Genomic DNA, 17,954 nt, shown 5'->3' with positions numbered 1-17,954 from the left:
AATTTAAAATCCACTATAACACCAGTTTTATCCGAATAAAAAACATCAAATGTCCCTGAATTTTTTTCCAACTCATAATCAAATTTAACTTTTATTTTATCTTTTTCAAAATTAATTTTACCATTTACATCTTCAACCTGACTACTTAATCCATCATATGTCACAGTTCCATCTTTTAATTCAGCTATTCCCGTCAATCCACTGGTAGCAATTGTTAAATCCATATTAAACAATCCAGTAACACCACTTATATCTTTATCATCATATCCATATTGAACCAGCTCTGGAGTTACATTTATATTTTTTAAAACTATATTCATGTCCAATGGTTCATTTAGATTATTGAATCGATATTCATAGATCTCCTTCTGATTATTCCCTTTAAACTCCAAATCAATACCTGTTTTTTTATTAAATGCAACATATCCATTGACATTGTCCAACTCTTGTCTTATCTCTCTTGAGTAGGTTGTATCTCTAAAAACTAAAACTCCATTTTTCACAGTTATTATATCTATTGGAACTGCTGTCCCAGCCTTGGAGGAGGAACCTCCCTTATCTCCACTAGAAAAGGCATCGACTATATTGACACTCTCTCCTTTTCTCTCTATATGAACCCATGGATTTTCAACTTTTATCTCATTTAACCTAAAATTTTTAAGCGACTCTTTAGAGTATGTTATGATTACTTTAGGAGCTTTCACAATGGTGTCATCACCTTTTGACAAAACAACATCAGTTATATCAATCTCTCCAAACTTTGGAAATTTAATCTCTTGAGAAGATATTGTTGGACCAACTGCAACTTTTAGTATGAGTTCCACAATCTTTGGTAAATTATATTTTACTAACAATCCTCCACTCAAAAAAATAAAAAGAGAAAGAAGTATGATTATTAATTTTTTGTATTTTTCAAAAATTCTCATATTCCTTCCTCCCTAATTTAGTATATTTATAGTGGCTTTTTTAAAGCTACTCCTGCTCTTCTTGGATATTTTTTATCTGTTGTTTTTTCTTTTAAAATCTCTACTACCAATCTTATATCCCCATAATTTGGCAACTTATAAGTGTGTACTTTTAAAATCTTGGCTCCAAGGGTATCTAAAGCATTTTGAGCTTCACCCTCCTCCTCTGTTCCAGCCATTTTTTGAGCTAAAAAGTGACCTCCAACTTTTATAAATGGTATCATATATTCCAGTATTACATTTAATTTATTAACACCTCTACACAATCCAATATCAAAAGTTTCTCTATTTTCATCATTTATATAATCTTCTGCTCTAGAATTAACCACAGTTACATTTTTTAGATTTAATAACTCCTTTACATTTTGTAAAAATGTAGTTTTCTTTCCCACAGAATCCATCAATACAAACTCCATCTCCGGATTAAAAATAGCTAGTACCATCCCTGGAAATCCAGCTCCAGTTCCTATATCAATAGCTTTTTTTCCCTTTTTTTCATCCAGCAAATTCTGTAGAAGAAGAGAATCTAAAAAATGCTTTTCTATTGCATCTTTAGTATCTCTAATAGCAGTTAAATTAGTATGAGTATTATACTCCACTAAATACTCTAAATACTTAACCAGATTGTCTATTTTCTCATCTGTAAACTCTAAACCTATCTTTTTTATCCCTTCAATTAAATACTCTCTCATCTATTTATTTCCTCTCATCTTTAGATACATCAATAGAACTTGAATATCTGCTGGAGAAACTCCTGAAATTCTTGATGCTTGACCTATATTATATGGTCTCACTTGTTTTAGCTTATCCTTTGCCTCTTTTGGCATATTCTCTAAAGAATCATAATCCATATCCTCTGGAAGTTTTTTATTTTCTAGCCCCTTATGTTTCTCTATCATTTTTAATGATTTTTGAATATATCCAGAATATTTAACCTGCACTTCAACTTGATACTCCGTGTCCTCATCATATGATCCTAAATCAAATTTTTCTATCAGCTCTGAAATATATTTTATATCGGCATAAGTTACCTCTGGTCTTCTCAATAGCTCCAACAGCGTTATTCCAGACTTTACTTCTGGTTCATTGGCTTTAATTAATACCTCATTAACTCTAGGATTGCTGCTTCCCACATGTTGTTTCTCTAACTTTTCAATTATCTCTGCAACATCTCTCTCTTTTTTTAGAACTCTTGCATATTCCTCTTCAGAAACAAGTCCTATATCATAACCTATTTTAGATAATCTTAAATCAGCATTATCCTCTCTTAAAATCAATCTATACTCACTTCTTGCTGTAAACATTCTATAAGGTTCATTTGTTCCTTTAGAAACCAGATCATCAATCAGTGTTCCTATATATGAATCTGCTCTATCCAATATAATTGGTTCTTTTCCAAAAACTTTTCTAGTGGCATTTATTCCTGCCATAAGTCCTTGAGATCCCGCCTCTTCATATCCTGATGTTCCATTTATCTGTCCTGCTAAAAATAGATTTTCTATTTTTTTAGTCTCTAAGCTATACTTTATCTCCTCTGGTATGATGTAGTCATACTCAATAGCATATGCATATCTCATTATTTTTGCATTCTCTAATCCTTCAATACCTTTTAACATCTCATATTGGACATCTGTTGGTAATGATGATGAAAACCCACTGATATAAACTTCATTTGTGTCATAACCCTCTTTTTCTAAGAAAAGATGATGTCTATCTTTATCTGGATATCTAAAAACTTTATCCTCTATAGATGGACAATATCTAGGTCCTGTTCCTTGAATTGTACCATTAAATAGTGGTGATCTATCTTTATTTGATATTATTGTGTCATGAACTTCCTTATTTGTAAATACCATATGACAAGGAATCTGTTTTCTAGTTAAAACTTCCTCCGCTGTCGTTCTACTTGAGAACTTTAAAACTCCCTCATCCCCCGGTTGAACCTCCACTTTAGAGTAGTCAATAGTTCTTGCATCTATTCTTGGTGGTGTTCCAGTTTTAAATCTTCCCAACTTTAATCCCAGTGTTTCCAGTGATACTGGTAACTCCTCTGAAGAAAGTTCTCCCATTCTTCCACCTTGGAACTGCTTTTCTCCTATATGAATAAGTCCTCTCATGAAAGTTCCTGTTGCAATTACAACAGCTTTTGCTCTATATTCTACACCCTCTTTAGTTTTAACCCCAACAACTTTACTATTTTCAACTATAATCTCTGTTACCATACCTTGAATAACATCTAGATTATCTGTATTTTCAAGAGTTTTTTTCATCTCTTTACTGTAGTTTACCTTATCGGCTTGGGCTCTTAAAGATCTAACTGCTGGTCCCTTCTTAGTATTTAAAACTCTTATCTGAATAAAAGTTTTATCTATATTTCTACCCATCTCTCCACCTAGAGCATCTATCTCTTTCACTAAATGTGATTTAGCAGGACCTCCAAGAGATGGATTACAAGACATATATCCTATATTATCCAACAGTATTGTAAAGATAGCTGTTTTAGCACCCATCCTTGCTGCAGCTAAAGCAGCTTCACATCCTGCATGTCCTGCTCCTACAACTATAACATCAAAATTTTGCATTTTTACTCCTCTCTATTACTTTAAATTCTTTAATTCCGCAGCTGTTTTAGCATCTGTTATTACAAGGAGAATATCTCCTTGTTCTATAACTGTGTCTGCTGATAGATTGGGAATAAAATTTCTATTCCCTTTTTTTATTCCTACAATATTTACATTATACCTTTTTCTGATATCTAATTCTATAAGAGTTTTATTCCAAAAAATTTCAGGTGATTTTATCTCTGCCAATAAGAAATCTTTAGAGAATCTAAAGTGTTCTATCATATTTGGATCCATAGCAGCTAAAGCGGCTCTTTTTCCCATATACTCCTCTGGATATACAACTTGATTTGCACCTATCTTTTCTAAAACTTTTCCATGTCTTCTAGAAACAGCCTTTACAATTATCTTTTTTACACCCAACTCTTTTAAATTTAGTGTTACCATTATACTTGGTTCAATTGCACCTATACATACAAAAGCTACGTCAAACCCTTCCAAACCTATATTATTAAGCTCTTTGTCATCAGTTGCGTCTGCCACTACTGCATTTTCAACTATTCCACTATTAACTGCTTCCTGTATTATATCTTCAGATTCATCTATTGCCAATACCTCTTCATTTGCTTTATACAAAGTTTCTGCAACACTTGAACCAAATCTTCCCATTCCTATTACTACATACTGTTTCATAAATTCCCTCCATAATTATCCTACTAAAATATTTTCTTTTGGATATCTTAAGTTTTGTTTAACTTTCTTTTCCCCTAAAGCTAAAGCAAATGTCATAGGCCCTAATCTTCCTATAAACATAGTTATTATTATAAGTATTTTTGACATAGCACTTAAATCTGCTGTTATTCCCATAGATAATCCCACAGTGGCAAATGCTGATATCACTTCAAATGTTACTTTCTCAAAGCTCATATTTTCTATAGTCATCACTGCCATTATTACAATAGATACATATATTATGGATATTATAAGTATCGCTAATGCTCTATTTAAAATATCCCAACTTATTCTTCTATTAAAAACATTTATATTCTCTTTTCCTTGAACAACTCCAACAACATAAAAAATAATTACTCCTATTGTTGTTGTTTTTATTCCTCCACCAGTAGAGCCTGGAGATGCACCAATAAACATTAAAATGCAGAACATAAATATTGTAGCTGGTCTTAATGTTCCTATAGGAACTGTATTAAATCCTGCAGTTCTTGTTGTTACACTTTGGAAAAAAGATGCCAAAACTTTATCAAACCAACTTAAGTTACCAATTGTTGTAGGGTTTTTATACTCTAATAAAAAGAATAAAATCATTCCAACAAATGTTAAGAACATTGAAACTAAAATAGCAACTTTAGATGTCAATGTAAATCTTTTTACATCTCTTCTAACTGCTACCAATACTGAATTTATTACTGAAAATCCTATTCCACCAAGTATAATTAAATATGCCACAGTCATATTCATCAATACACTTCCCGGATAACTTTCTAAATTATTAGAAAACAATGCAAATCCAGCATTACAAAAAGCTGAAATTGAGTGAAATATTCCAAAATATAACGCTTTTGAAAAATCAAAAATTTTCAAAAATTCCAATGTTAAAAAAAATGCTCCTATTCCTTCTATCAATAGTACAATAATTACTATTTTCTTTATAAAATCTACAATTTCACCGCTATTCTCCGCATTTCTCTCCTCTTTTATTAACTCTCTATCCTTATAACCAATTTTTTTACCAATCAGTAGAAAAAATAGTGATGAAAATGTCATTACTCCTAATCCACCCAACTGTATAAAAACCAATAGAATTATCTGTCCTTCAAAAGATAAAACTTTGCTTATGTCTATAACAGATAATCCTGTTACGCATATAGCGGAAGTTATAGTAAATACCGCTGTTAAAAAACTTATCTCCTGACCATCTTGAAGAGAAAATGGCATGTATAGTAGTATCGACCCTAAAATTATTGCTGTAAAGAATCCCAGTATCAATTTTCTAGAAAAAGATAATCTATCTATAGGGCTTAAAAGTTTTCTTATCATTTATTTCCTCCTATGAAAAAATGCTTTTGAAATTATACATTATTTTTACCATTTTTTCAAGTTCACTAAATAGTTAACAAGGATAGAACTAATTAGATTCTATCCTTGCTTTAACTACTATAATTTTTATCTATATGAGGTATAATTAGGATTTACTCCCTTTTTCAATAGAAGAGGAACCAGATCATCATAACCCAGTCTTTTAACTTTTAGGTATACCTCTCCCAATATATTCTCCCCATATATATTTTTTTCTTTAGGATTATATTCGCCATTTAGTAACTCTTTTATAACCTCTTTTGAATTTGCATAATATATTGGATAATTTCCCTTATTATCTTTTAACAAATATTGTGTTTTATCTTTTTTTAGCAGTTGTTTTAGAATCACTTCATTTTCTATGTTTACTGCCCAAAATATAGAGTACCATCCACTGGAGTCCAATACTCGCAAATCAGCTCCACTATCTATCAATGCTATCGATAAATCTTGAGGTCTTGTTTTTATATAAAAATTTAAAAGAAGCTCACCATCACCTGTGAAGACATTTATATCCGCTTTATCATTTAAAAACATCTGTAACGCTTCCATACTATTTACATAAAAAATTGGAGGTCTTGATGACGATATTGTATTAACACCTATATTTTTTCTTGCAGGTAAGTCTTTAGTTATATTTGCACCATTGGATAATAAACTGGCTATAACCTGCAAAGAGTCCTCTTTTAATGCTAAACTTAAAAGAGTATCTCCATTTTTTAGTTGTTGATCTATGTTAAAACCATTTTTTATTGCTCTATTTAAAATATATACATTATCTACTACAACTGCTGCAATTATTTCATCTTCTGTATATTTTTTCTTGTTAAAATTACTACAACTTGTAAAAAGAAGTAGCAATGTAAGTACAAACAATAATTTTTTCATAGATATACCTCTTTATAGATTATTTAGAGTTTTTTCTTCTGTCACTTTCTTTTAAGAATTTCTTTCTTAATCTGATATTTTCAGGAGTTATTTCCACTAATTCATCATCAGCAATATAATCTAATGCTTGCTCTAAAGTGAATCTTCTTGGAGCAGCTAATCTCACTGCATCGTCACTTCCAGCAGCTCTCATATTAGTTAATTTTTTTGTTTTACATACATTTACAACTAGGTCATTATCTCTGTTGTGCTCTCCTACGATCATACCCTCATATACAGCTATACCTGGATCTGTGAATAGTATTCCTCTATCCTGTAATCCTCCTAGTGCATATGCCACTGTTGTTCCTTGCTCTAAAGAGATTAAAACTCCTTTTGCTCTTGTTGGAATTGGTCCTCTATATAATTCAAAATCGTAGAATGAGTGGTTTAAGATTCCAGTTCCTTTTGTATCTGTTAAGAACTCATTTCTAAATCCAATTAATCCTCTAGCAGGTACTTTAAACTCTAATCTTGTATATCCATCAGTTCCAGGAGTCATTGTTATCATCTCTCCCTTTCTGATTCCCATCTTTTCAATTACAACACCAACGAATGCATCATCAACGTCTACCATCGCTAATTCAATTGGCTCATATTTCTCTCCATCGATATCTTTAAATAGAACTCTTGGCTTTGAAACTTGAATTTCAAACCCTTCTCTTCTCATGTTCTCTAAAAGTATTGAAAGTTGAAGTTCTCCTCTTCCTTTTACAACGAAAGCATCAGGACTTTCTGTAGCTTCTACTCTCATACTTACGTTAGTTTGAAGCTCTTTTTGAAGTCTATCCCAAATATTTCTTGAAGTTACAAACTTCCCTTCTTTTCCAGCAAATGGAGAGTCATTTACCATAAATGTCATCGCTAAAGTTGGCTCATCTATATCGATTACTGGTAAAGCAATTGACTCATTTATATCAGCTATTGTCTCTCCTATATCGATATTATCTAAACCTGCTACAGAGATTATATCTCCTGAATAAGCTTCTTGAATCTCTACTCTTTTTAATCCTTCATATCCATAAAGAACTGAAACTTTTCCTTTAACTTGTTTTCCATCTCTTTTTATTAACATAACATCTTGGTTTCTTTTTAATGTACCGTTATAAAGTCTACCAACTGCAAGCTTACCTACATAGTTATCATACTCTATATTTGTTATTAAGAATTGTGTTGGTTTTGCGCTGTCCCCTTCAGGATCTTCAACATGCTCTAATATTGTTTCAAATAAAGGTTGCATGTTATCGCTAGTTTCTTCTAGCTCTTTTTTAGCAAATCCAGCTTTTCCAGAAGCATAAACAACTGGGAACTCTAGCTGTAGCTCATTTGCATTTAACTCTATAAATAGGTCATAAACCATATATAAAACCTCTTCAGGTCTTGCATTTGGTCTATCAACTTTATTCACAACAACTATTGGTCTGTGTCCTTGCTCTAAAGCTTTCTTTAATACGTACTTTGTCTGTGGCATTGGCCCTTCAAAAGCATCTACAAGTAGAACAACACAGTCAACCATTTTCATAATTCTTTGAACTTCTCCTCCGAAGTCCGCGTGTCCTGGAGTGTCTACAATGTTAATTTTATAATCTCCATATCTCACTGATGCATTTTTAGAGAATATTGTTATTCCTCTCTCTTTTTCAATATCATTAGAGTCCATTACTCTCTCTGCAACTTTTTCAAGTTCGTGAGCTCCGAAAACTCCAGATTGTCTTAATAAACAGTCAACCAGAGTTGTTTTTCCATGGTCAACGTGTGCAATAATTGCAATGTTTTTGATCTTCATATCTCTTCCTCTCTATCATTAATAATACTTGTAACCTTTTAATAAGCCCTTTGTAACTTCACCTAATCCTATAAACTTATTCTTAGAATAAACTCTATATTTTCCTTCATTTATTCTTTTTTTACATCTTTGGCCATTTACAAAAAGTTTTAAATCATTTTCATCTTCAATCTCTACTTTAGGAAATTTAAAGTACTCCTCCACAGATATTAAAAAAGAAAAATCATTATTTGATACCATCTCTTCAATCATTTCCAAAGTAAAAGATCTATCTAAACTTTCCTCTCCAACTCTAGTTCGTCTTAAACCAGTCATAGTTGCAAAAGTTCCTAGTTTTTCTCCCAAATCATAAATTAAACTTCTTATGTATGTTCCCTTGGAAACGGTACAATCTATGCTAGCCTTTTGTCCATCAAAAGATAGAACTTCCAGATTTGTTATACTTACATCTCTAGCTTTTCTTTCAATCTCTACGCCCTCTCTAGCCAGTTCATACAATTTTTTTCCATCTACTTTTATAGCAGAATACATAGGAGGAATTTGTTTTATATCCCCTTTAAATGTTTCCAAAGTTTTTCTAAAGTTTTCATTGGAGATTTCAAATTTATCCACTTTATCTAAAACTTTACCCTCTATATCATAGGTATCTGTTTTAAAACCGAGCTCTAAATCTGCAACATACTCTTTTTCATAGCCCTCTATATCTTGTGCTAATTTTGTAGCTTTTCCTACACAAATTACCAAAATACCCGTAGCTAAAGGATCTAAAGTCCCTGTATGACCTATTCTTCTTTCCTTTAAATTTCTTCTTAAAACCCTTATAACATCAAAGGAAGTTATCCCAACAGGTTTATCTATAACTATTATTCCTTCCAATCTCTTCTCCTTTAAATTAGTTCAAATGACATTATATCATACACTATACTTTTTTTAAACATTTATTTTTATTTCCCTGTAACCTTATAGTTATTACTTGGACTCCATAATAAATATTCTGTCACTCCCAAGTCGTTCATAGCTTTTATCTGTTCTCTTATCTCTTTTTCATTATATGGGATATATCCCTTTACCCATTTGGCAGTGAATGCTTGAATCCAAGGTCTTATTGTCGCAGGTGATTCCACATTTTCATTTCTGTTTATAGAGTCTTTTACTGAATGATATATTGTTTTATACGGTTGCGCATCTGGAACAGATATTCCATAAGCTCCATTTCCATAGTGACTTGGATACATCATTGGGGATATATAGTCCACAACTTGAGTTACACTTTCCCAGTATTGTCCCAATCCCATATCATCACCAAATGTTCCAACTTGTCCATATACATCTGCACTTGTATAAACTCCTAAAGCATTCAATCTCTCTCTTGCGTATTTTAAATACTTCTGTATCGTCTCTGGTTTAGATTCATTCTTTGTATTTCTATAGTTTAATTTTGAATCTAATTTCCCACCATTTGAAGCAGGGAATCTAACATAATCGAACTGTATCTCATTAAATCCAGCTTTTGCCGCCTCTTCAGCCACTGCTAAATTATACTCCCAAAGATTTCTGTCATGTGCTGAAACCCATATTATTCCATCACTATTTGTGTACGGTTTTCCTGTATCTCTTGATGTTATTACTTTATCTGGGTTTGCTTTAGCATATGTAGGATCTTTAAAAGATACTATTCTAGCTATTGTATATATATTATTCTCTTTCATTTTTTTCATAAATTCCCCTATATTTTTTATAGGATAATTTTTTGAAACAGGTATTCCAAACTTTTTAGGTGCTTCCATTTCAAAAGATAAAACTCCATTGTCATCTTTTATATCAATTACAAAGGCATTTATCTCTGTAGTATTAGCTAGATTTATAAGTTTTTCCATTTTTTTACTACTTCCAATTGTATATATATTCAAATATACACCTTTTACATCTACTCTAGGATTATTTGGGAAATTATTAGTGACATAACTCGTTTTAAAATCTAAATTTTTCCAATTTGCCGGTAAAACTTCATTTAAACTATTAGCTAAATCCACTTTTGTTATCCAACCTTTTTTAGCTTTTAAATCTTTTCTATATGCTATTTTTAATATCTCTTTTTTCTTTCCATTTACCTCTATCGCTTTGCTTTCTAAAATGTCTACTCTTGTTCCTTTTCTTAAAGTATCAATCTTTTCTTTTTGAGTCTCATCTCTATAGACAAACAAAGTTTGATTTTTTATATATTTAAAGTTTGTATCCGCTGGCACTGTTTCTACTGGGCTCTCTATTTTTTTAACCTCTATGTTTTCAGCTTTTACCTCTTCTTTTAAATTTATTGTTTTTTCCTCCTGTATAGGGGGAATACTCTTTATACTATCTGTTCTACCCTCTTCCATAGACAAATCTTTTTTTTTTAACTCCTTATTTCCCTCAGGTTTATTCAAAGATAAAACATCTACCTTTATCTCATCACTTACCATCTCAGATTTTTTTGGCTCATCATTAAAAACAAACCTTTTCATCCCACAAGAGATTGTAAAAATAAAAATTGTCAATAGTATCACGAATCTAAAAAATTTCTTCTTGTCCTTTACTCTCACGTCATCCTCCATTTTATATTTATTCGTCATATTTTATCAATTTTATTTAAAAAAATCTACTAAATAATCCTTTTAATAAAACTTATAAAGTGTTACTATTAATTATATTTTATATCTATAAAAAGGAGGGATTATTAATGAAAAAAAGAACAATATTTTTTACGCTAATATTTTTTACTCTACATTTTTTTACTTTTACTAGTAATAAAGTAGACCTAAAAGTATCTGAAAATTTAATATCAGGAACTTTTGACAATGGTTTACAATACTACATATTTAAAAATAAAAAACCTGAAAATAGAGCTGCCTTAAATCTTGTTGTAAAAGCTGGCTCTCTCTACGAAGAGGAGGAACAACAAGGGCTAGCTCATTTTTTAGAACACATGGCTTTTAATGGTACTACTAAATATGAGAAAAATGAACTTGTTAAATATCTTCAATCCTTAGGTTTAAGTTTTGGTGGCGACTTAAATGCTTATACCAGTTTTTCTGAAACTGTATATAAACTTCAAGTCCCAACTTCTAAAGCTGATTTAGAAACTGGTTTTGATGTTCTTAAAGAGTGGGCATCAGAGTTAACTTTAGATCAAAAGGATATCGAGAGTGAAAAAAATATAATCATTGAAGAGTGGAGATTAAGACAAGGTATATCTCAAAGAGTTGGAGATTTACAAAGAAAAATACTCTATGGTAACTCTTGGTACTCTAAAAGATTTCCAATAGGATTTCCAGAAACTATAAAGGGAGCAAACTCTAAAAAACTTAGAGATTATTATGAAAAATGGTATCAACCTGAAAATATGGCTGTTGTTGCTGTAGGGGATTTTAATCCTGATGATGTGAAAGATATTATTACTAAAAATTTTGCGCCTTTAAAAAATAGATCAAAAGTTGTGGAAAAAGAGTACCCTATCTCTCTTTCTAAAGAGGACTCTGTCACTATTTTTACAGACCCTGAGTTAACTACTACTAATTTTAATATTATGTGGAAAGAACCAATAGCACCTATCAGTGATGAGTCCACATTTAAAATAGCATTAGAAAAAACATTGCTTAACTCTATTTTAAATACTAGATTCTCTATTTTATCAAAGGATAAAGACTCACCTTTTGTTTATTCATCAATTTATAACTTTCCACTTAATTCCAAAACTGGAATCTATGCTGTTTCATCTCTTATAAAGAGTAATGATACTGAAAAAGCTATAACTAGCATAGTAGATAATCTTAAAGATATCTCCATAAACGGAGTTTCTAAAGAGGAGTTGGAAAATGAAAAAATAAATTTATTAAACAATTTAAAAACGCTTCTTAATAATAAAGAGAGTATTAAAAATGATATCTATATGGATTCCATTATTGATTATATTCTAAATAGCAATGTTTTTATGGAACCTCAGATGGAATATAACTTAACTGAAAAACTTTTAAAAGATATTGATATAGATAGTTTAAAAAATATTTCTAAATCAATTCTTTCATTGAATTATGACGTTTTATTAACATCTAGTGAAAATATGAAAGACTCTCTCCCTGAGAAGAAAGATATTAAAAATCTAATTGATTTACTTTTATCTCAAAATACAACCTCTATAAAGTTAAATGTTTTTAACACTAACTTACCCGATTTAAACTTAACACCTGGTTCATCTAAAGTTATTTCAAAGGAGAAAGATTACACTAAACTACTCCTTTCAAATGGAATAGATGTTCTTTATAAAGAAACTGATTTTGATAGGGATAAGATCACATTTAAACTGACTAAGTTACAAGGTAGCTCAAGTTTAGATTATCCACAATATATAAACTCTCTTTTCCTACCTGAAATTCTTTCTAATTCAGGTGTTGGAGATATAGATTACTCATCTTTAGAGATCTATTTTAAGGGTAAAAATTTTAGTGTTGAACCATTTGTTGACGACTATACTCAAGGTTTTATAATCACTACAAATAGAGATAACCTATCTGAGGCTTTAAAATATTTTAGAACACTTATCTCTAACCCCAAATTTGATGAAAATATTATTGAATCAAATTTAAAAACAAGTAAAGAGTTAATTAAAAATAGAGATTTTTCTCCTAGATCTCTATTAAAAAAGATGTATTTAGAAACCCTTAATAACAATCACCCAAGAAAAACACCTTTAAAAATAGAGGATCTATCATATGTTAATAAAGACTCTCTTATAAATACTTTTAACAGTTTGTTCTCAAACTTTAAAGACTATAAATTAACTGTTACTGGGTCTATAGATGAATCCACTTTAAAATCGGATTTGGATTATTATTTTGCTAATCTACCGACTAAAAATACCTCAGAAAGTTATAAAGAGTTAGGAATTACCTATCCTTTAGATCATATAAAAAAGACAGTCACTAAAGGTATTGATAAAAAAGCAACTGTTATTTTAACTTTTCCTTATCTTGGAGATTTTTCTCTGGAGAATAGAGTTATGTATGGTGCTTTATCCAACCTTTTAGATATACTTTTAATTGAAGATGTAAGAGAAAAAATTGGAGGTGTTTACTCTATATCCTCATCTCCTAATCTTGAAAAATTAAATTTTGGAGAAAACTATCTGCAAATTACATTTAATACAGATACTAAAAGAGTGGATGAAGTTATCTCTAAAGTTATTGCAACTATTAAAAATATACAGGATGGAAATTTTCCAAAGAATAAAATTTTAGATATCCAAAAAAATTATGAGCTTAATTTTGAAACAGCATTAAAAACAAATGGTTTTTGGAATAATTATTTAGAGAAAAAAAATTTAATATCTGACTATGAATTTTACACTCCTATGAGGTATAATAGTATTGTAAACTACAACTCTATTAAAAATTTTTCCAATGGAGTTCTCAATGTAAATAACTGTGTAGAAGTTGTTCTTCTACCTGAAAAGGAGGAATAAAATGCCACATTTAAAATTTAGAGGTATTGATAAAAAGATTTTAATTGAAAATAGCAAAGAGTTAATTGATGGACTTACTTCAATTGTTCAATGTGATAGAACTTGGTTCACTATTGAGCACACTGAAACTGAATATATCTTTGATGGAGCCATTGTTCCAGGGTATACTTTTGTTGATGTAGCTTGGTTTGATAGAGGTCAAGAAACAAAGGATATTGTTGCTGATTTTATTACAAAATTTTGCAAAAAATTAACAAATAATAATGATACTACTGTTATCTTCTATCCCCTTGAAGGTTCTAATTATTATGATAACGGAGAACATTTTTAATCTTTATGAAAGCTAATATTGCTCTTATAGGCTTTATGGGAAGTGGAAAAACTACCATTGGCAGAATTTTAGCTAAAAGCTTAGATATGAAGTTTATAGATATAGATCGTTGCATATCTATAAGGGAAAAAAAAACTATTCCTGAAATATTTGAAGAGCATGGAGAAAAATATTTTAGAGATTTAGAAAGATCTATTATTGAAGAGGAGTCCAGAGATAATAATATCGTTATATCCACTGGCGGTGGAGCTATTATTGACAATGTAAATATAAAAAATCTAAAATCTACATCCTTTGTAGTATATTTAGACTGTGATGTTAATACTATCTATGAGAGAGTTAGAAAAAGTAAGACTAGACCACTTTTAAATAATTCTGAAGATATCCTACAGACTATCCAAGATTTATATGAAAAAAGACAAACACTCTATAAAATCTCTTCTGATTTCTCTATTAAAATAGATTTAAACACAAATATTTATGATAGTGTTGAAAAAATAAAAAATGCTTATATATTAAGCTAAGGGGGTTTTCTATGAACAATTTATACGGTAAAACTGTTTTTATCACGGGAGCAACAAAAGGTATTGGAAGAAGCTGTGCACTGTCATATGCTGAAAAGGGTTCTAACCTTATTTTAACTGCTAGAAGCTCTGATTTACTGGACTCTTTAAAGGAGGAGTTAATTAGAAAATATGGTATAAAAGTTCATACTTTAGTTATTGATGTGCGTAACAGTAAAGATGTTGAAGATAAAATCAACTCTTTACCTGAGTCTTTTAAAAAAATCGATATTTTAATCAATAATGCTGGATTAGCCTTGGGCTTAGATAAAGTTTATCTAGCTTCTGCCACAGATATCGACACTGTTATTGACACAAATGTAAAGGGAATGTTGTATGTAACAAGCTCTATCGTTCCTTTAATGTTAAAAAATAACTCTGGACATATTGTTAATATCGGTTCTATTGCTGGAGATGCTGCCTATGCTGGTGGAGCTGTTTATTGTGCTTCTAAAGCAGCTGTTAAGCTATTTTCTGATGGACTTAGAATTGACTTAGTTGATACAAATCTAAGGGTTACTAATATTAAACCTGGTTTAGTTGAAACTGAGTTCAGTAAAGTTAGATTCAAAGGGGATATTGAAAAGGCTAATAATACTTATAAAGGTATTGATGCTTTAACTCCTGATGATGTGGCAAATGTAGTTATATATGCCACTGGTCTACCTGAAAATATACAATTGACTGAGATTGCCATGACACCTAATCATCAAGCTGACGGAAGAACTGTTCATAGAGACAATTAAAAAAAAGGAGTAGAAATTATTCTACTCCTTTTTTAATTAATCATTCATATATAACTTTTTGTATATTAATGGTAAAAATATTGCTCCTGATAGAAAGTTTCCAATTGTTACAGCTAAAAAGTGAAATGCCATTTCACTAGGTGAATATACTGTTGACATTAAAATTTTTCCTATACTCACATAATACATATTTGCAACAACGTGCTGGAATCCCCCTAATATAAATAACATAATTGGGAACCATATAGCTAAAATTTTTCCTGATAAATCTTTTGATGCTAAAGCAAACCAAACTCCTATAGCAACTAAAACATTACATAAGAAACCACTTGCTACAGCTTCTACAAATGTCAAGTGAACCTTATGTTCAGCTACTCCCACTACATAGTTTGAAAACTCTGGTGATGCATAGCTTCCTCCTAAATAAGACACATATGCTATAAATACTGATCCTAAAAAATTCCCTATCCATACTGCACATAAATTTCTTGTATATGTTGTCTTTTCTACTTTTCCTTTTGTAAAAGCCAATAATCCTAAACAATCACCTGTAAATAATGATCCTCCCACTAGTACAACCAACATCAATCCTGTAGGGAAAACAGCGGCACCTATAAACTTACCTGCACCTCCACCCACTGTGAAATTAGCGATTAAGTTTCCTAAAGCAGAAAGAGCAATGTATACACCTCCCATAAATCCCAGTAAAGTAGTCTTTGTAAATGAGTAATGCCCCTTATTTTCTCCTAAAAGAAGAACTTGCTCTGTTGTCTCTTTGTTTGTTAAATAAACCTTCACTTTTTTCCTCCTGATTTTTTTTCATACAGTTTGAGATTATACACCTTTTAGCCTTTTTTTTCAAGAGAATATTAAAAAAAACTCAACCGATAGCTCGATTGAGTTCTATTTTAATATATCAAGTATATACAAACAAACTTTATAATTTACTCCTCATTACTTTCCCAATTAAAAATGCAATTATTGCTGGAACTATCCATGCAAATCCTAAAGTTGACAGAGGTATAAATGATAGATTAATTTTTAAAACCTCTAAGATACTAATAATTAGAGTTATCGCTGTAACAAGTATAAAACAGTTTTTATTTTCAATCCCAAAAATATTCAAAATTATCAGCACTATCGTTACAGGGTATAGAACTACCAGAACAGGTACAGCTAAATTTATGATATAGTCCAATCCAGCTACAGCAAGTACAGCTGAAAACAAACAAGTTATTATAGCTATCATTTTATATGGAACATTAATTAATTTTGAGAACCAATCACTCACCAATGCTGTCAATCCCACTGAAGTTGTTAAACAAGCTGCAGCAACACAGATTCCAAAAGCTATTTTCCCTGAATTTCCCAATGTCAATTCAGCTACCATCAATGCTGTTTGGGCTGTTGATAAATTTTTCATACTACTGATTTGAGCTCCTAGATATATCAAACTAAAATATATCAATCCTAGACCTATAGCAGCTATAAAACCTGCACCTGTTAAAAATATCTTCTGTTCTTTAGAATCTTTTATACCTTTTCCTTCCAATCCCTTTACTATTATAACACCAAATAGGACAGATGCTAAGGCATCCATTGTCTGATAACCATTTATGAATCCATATGAGAATTGACTTCCTTCTATCACGCTTTCCACTGGACTCCCAATTGGATTTAAAATTCCAAAAAATGTTATCAGTGCTAAAATTATCAAAATTATAGGTGTTAAAAATTTACCTAAGATATCTGTTACTTTTGATTCATTCAATACTAGAAATAGTGTCACTCCAAAAAACACAATTGAAGTTAATATCGCTGTAATTTTAGGGTCTAATCCACCTATCAGTGGTAAAACTCCCATTTCAAAAGTTGTTGACCCCGTTCTGGGAATGGCGAAAAGTGGCCCTATTACTAATATCAATGTCGTTAAATAAATCGTATTAAACTTTTTAGAGACCTTACTTGCAAACTCATCCAAACTTCCACCCTTTGTAAATGCAAGAATTCCAAGTAAAGGAAGACCTACCCCAGTTGTAAAAAAACCAATACCTGCTGAAAACCAACTCTGACCTACCGCAACACCTAAAGATGGCGGAAATAGCAGATTTCCTGCACCAAAAAACATAGAAAATAATGCTAAACCTAAAACTAAAATCTCTTTCCTTTTATTCATCTTTCCTCCCCTTGTAAAATAAATATTAGTAAAAAGGCAATCCTACATAATGATTGCCTTTAATTTGATAATTAATTTTAATTTTTGTAAATAATAACACTTTTTTTTTATTTTTTCAAGTGTTTTAATTTTTTTTATTTTCATAGATTTCATAGGCTTGTAAAAACGATTTTCTTAATTCATCTCTAAGTTTCTCAGGCTCAATTATAGTTACCTCTTTTAAAAAAGATGCAAAATAAAATTTAGCATTTTCCAAGGTCATTTCAAATTGATAGATATTCTCATCTTTTTTTATCAATTTTGGCTTATAG

The 17,954-nt window shown here is 30.7% G+C and carries 14 protein-coding genes and 2 pseudogenes; 4 read left to right on the top strand and 12 right to left on the bottom strand.

Features of this window, described 5'->3' with window-relative positions:
• The 9 genes and pseudogenes from ACMOUI_RS10060 to ACMOUI_RS10020 form a co-directional block, all read right to left on the bottom strand.
• Nucleotides 1-926, bottom strand: a pseudogene (locus tag ACMOUI_RS10060) (hypothetical protein); the annotation flags it as partial.
• Between the two features lie 26 nt (nucleotides 927-952).
• Complete coding sequence (gene rsmG, locus ACMOUI_RS10055) at nucleotides 953-1,657, bottom strand: 16S rRNA (guanine(527)-N(7))-methyltransferase RsmG (RefSeq protein WP_418965565.1); 705 nt, start codon at nucleotides 1,655-1,657, stop codon at nucleotides 953-955.
• Entirely contained in the window at nucleotides 1,658-3,547 is a 1,890-nt protein-coding gene (mnmG, locus tag ACMOUI_RS10050; protein ID WP_418965564.1) for a tRNA uridine-5-carboxymethylaminomethyl(34) synthesis enzyme MnmG, read from the bottom strand.
• A 15-nt stretch (nucleotides 3,548-3,562) separates the two neighbouring features.
• Complete coding sequence (locus ACMOUI_RS10045; protein WP_418965563.1) at nucleotides 3,563-4,219, bottom strand: potassium channel family protein; 657 nt, start codon at nucleotides 4,217-4,219, stop codon at nucleotides 3,563-3,565.
• 15 nt (nucleotides 4,220-4,234) lie between these two features.
• Nucleotides 4,235-5,581 carry a TrkH family potassium uptake protein gene (locus tag ACMOUI_RS10040; RefSeq protein WP_418965562.1) on the bottom strand — a complete coding sequence of 449 codons (1,347 nt, stop codon included), beginning with the start codon at nucleotides 5,579-5,581 and terminating at the stop codon, nucleotides 4,235-4,237.
• A 126-nt stretch (nucleotides 5,582-5,707) separates the two neighbouring features.
• A complete protein-coding gene (locus tag ACMOUI_RS10035; protein WP_418965561.1) occupies nucleotides 5,708-6,508 on the bottom strand; it encodes an ankyrin repeat domain-containing protein in 801 nt (266 codons plus the stop codon).
• A gap of 19 nt (nucleotides 6,509-6,527) precedes the next feature.
• The gene (typA, locus tag ACMOUI_RS10030; RefSeq protein ID WP_418965560.1) at nucleotides 6,528-8,333 is read right to left on the bottom strand and encodes a translational GTPase TypA; all 1,806 of its coding nucleotides are present in this window, start codon (nucleotides 8,331-8,333) and stop codon (nucleotides 6,528-6,530) included.
• 18 nt (nucleotides 8,334-8,351) lie between these two features.
• Nucleotides 8,352-9,209, bottom strand: coding sequence for a tRNA pseudouridine(55) synthase TruB (truB, locus tag ACMOUI_RS10025; protein WP_418965559.1), 858 nt, complete (start codon nucleotides 9,207-9,209; stop codon nucleotides 8,352-8,354).
• A gap of 68 nt (nucleotides 9,210-9,277) precedes the next feature.
• On the bottom strand, nucleotides 9,278-10,942 hold the full coding sequence (locus ACMOUI_RS10020) for a putative glycoside hydrolase (RefSeq protein ID WP_418965558.1): 1,665 nt from the start codon (nucleotides 10,940-10,942) through the stop codon (nucleotides 9,278-9,280).
• Between the two features lie 107 nt (nucleotides 10,943-11,049).
• Between ACMOUI_RS10020 and ACMOUI_RS10015 the strand changes: the two genes are divergently transcribed.
• The 4 genes from ACMOUI_RS10015 to ACMOUI_RS10000 are packed head-to-tail and all read left to right on the top strand — an operon-like array spanning nucleotide 11,050 to nucleotide 15,467.
• Nucleotides 11,050-13,827 carry a M16 family metallopeptidase gene (locus ACMOUI_RS10015; protein WP_418965557.1) on the top strand — a complete coding sequence of 926 codons (2,778 nt, stop codon included), beginning with the start codon at nucleotides 11,050-11,052 and terminating at the stop codon, nucleotides 13,825-13,827.
• 1 nt (nucleotide 13,828) lies between these two features.
• Nucleotides 13,829-14,158, top strand: a complete 330-nt coding sequence (locus ACMOUI_RS10010; RefSeq protein WP_418965556.1) for a DUF1904 domain-containing protein — start codon at nucleotides 13,829-13,831, stop codon at nucleotides 14,156-14,158.
• Nucleotides 14,159-14,163: 5 nt separating this feature from the next.
• A complete protein-coding gene (locus ACMOUI_RS10005) occupies nucleotides 14,164-14,682 on the top strand; it encodes a shikimate kinase (RefSeq protein WP_418965555.1) in 519 nt (172 codons plus the stop codon).
• Nucleotides 14,683-14,693: 11 nt separating this feature from the next.
• Complete coding sequence (locus ACMOUI_RS10000) at nucleotides 14,694-15,467, top strand: SDR family NAD(P)-dependent oxidoreductase (protein WP_418965554.1); 774 nt, start codon at nucleotides 14,694-14,696, stop codon at nucleotides 15,465-15,467.
• 36 nt (nucleotides 15,468-15,503) lie between these two features.
• Here ACMOUI_RS10000 and ACMOUI_RS09995 read toward each other — a convergent pair whose 3' ends face one another.
• The 3 genes and pseudogenes from ACMOUI_RS09995 to ACMOUI_RS09985 all read right to left on the bottom strand — a co-directional run.
• Nucleotides 15,504-16,265, bottom strand: a complete 762-nt coding sequence (locus tag ACMOUI_RS09995; RefSeq protein WP_418965553.1) for a formate/nitrite transporter family protein — start codon at nucleotides 16,263-16,265, stop codon at nucleotides 15,504-15,506.
• 139 nt (nucleotides 16,266-16,404) lie between these two features.
• Nucleotides 16,405-17,643 carry a branched-chain amino acid transport system II carrier protein gene (gene brnQ / locus ACMOUI_RS09990; RefSeq protein ID WP_418965552.1) on the bottom strand — a complete coding sequence of 413 codons (1,239 nt, stop codon included), beginning with the start codon at nucleotides 17,641-17,643 and terminating at the stop codon, nucleotides 16,405-16,407.
• A gap of 124 nt (nucleotides 17,644-17,767) precedes the next feature.
• Nucleotides 17,768-17,954, bottom strand: a pseudogene (locus tag ACMOUI_RS09985) (WYL domain-containing protein); the annotation flags it as partial.

The organism is Cetobacterium sp. (assembly GCF_048470075.1).
In the GTDB taxonomy this organism is placed as follows: Bacteria; Fusobacteriota; Fusobacteriia; order Fusobacteriales; family Fusobacteriaceae; genus Cetobacterium_A.
Note: the sequence above shows the minus strand (reverse complement) of the source record. Positions and strands in the feature narration are given on the sequence as shown.

Bases quoted from the DNA above. Each gene is read 5' to 3' on its own strand.
- rsmG (WP_418965565.1), bottom strand. From the start codon at position 1,657: ATGAGAGAGTATTTAATTGAAGGGATAAAAAAGATAGGTTTAGAGTTT.
- mnmG (WP_418965564.1), bottom strand. From the start codon at position 3,547: ATGCAAAATTTTGATGTTATAGTTGTAGGAGCAGGACATGCAGGATGT.
- ACMOUI_RS10045 (WP_418965563.1), bottom strand. From the start codon at position 4,219: ATGAAACAGTATGTAGTAATAGGAATGGGAAGATTTGGTTCAAGTGTT.
- ACMOUI_RS10040 (WP_418965562.1), bottom strand. From the start codon at position 5,581: ATGATAAGAAAACTTTTAAGCCCTATAGATAGATTATCTTTTTCTAGA.
- ACMOUI_RS10035 (WP_418965561.1), bottom strand. From the start codon at position 6,508: ATGAAAAAATTATTGTTTGTACTTACATTGCTACTTCTTTTTACAAGT.
- typA (WP_418965560.1), bottom strand. From the start codon at position 8,333: ATGAAGATCAAAAACATTGCAATTATTGCACACGTTGACCATGGAAAA.
- ACMOUI_RS10020 (WP_418965558.1), bottom strand. From the start codon at position 10,942: ATGACGAATAAATATAAAATGGAGGATGACGTGAGAGTAAAGGACAAG.
- ACMOUI_RS10015 (WP_418965557.1), top strand. From the start codon at position 11,050: ATGAAAAAAAGAACAATATTTTTTACGCTAATATTTTTTACTCTACAT.
- ACMOUI_RS10010 (WP_418965556.1), top strand. From the start codon at position 13,829: ATGCCACATTTAAAATTTAGAGGTATTGATAAAAAGATTTTAATTGAA.
- ACMOUI_RS10005 (WP_418965555.1), top strand. From the start codon at position 14,164: ATGAAAGCTAATATTGCTCTTATAGGCTTTATGGGAAGTGGAAAAACT.
- ACMOUI_RS10000 (WP_418965554.1), top strand. From the start codon at position 14,694: ATGAACAATTTATACGGTAAAACTGTTTTTATCACGGGAGCAACAAAA.
- brnQ (WP_418965552.1), bottom strand. From the start codon at position 17,643: ATGAATAAAAGGAAAGAGATTTTAGTTTTAGGTTTAGCATTATTTTCT.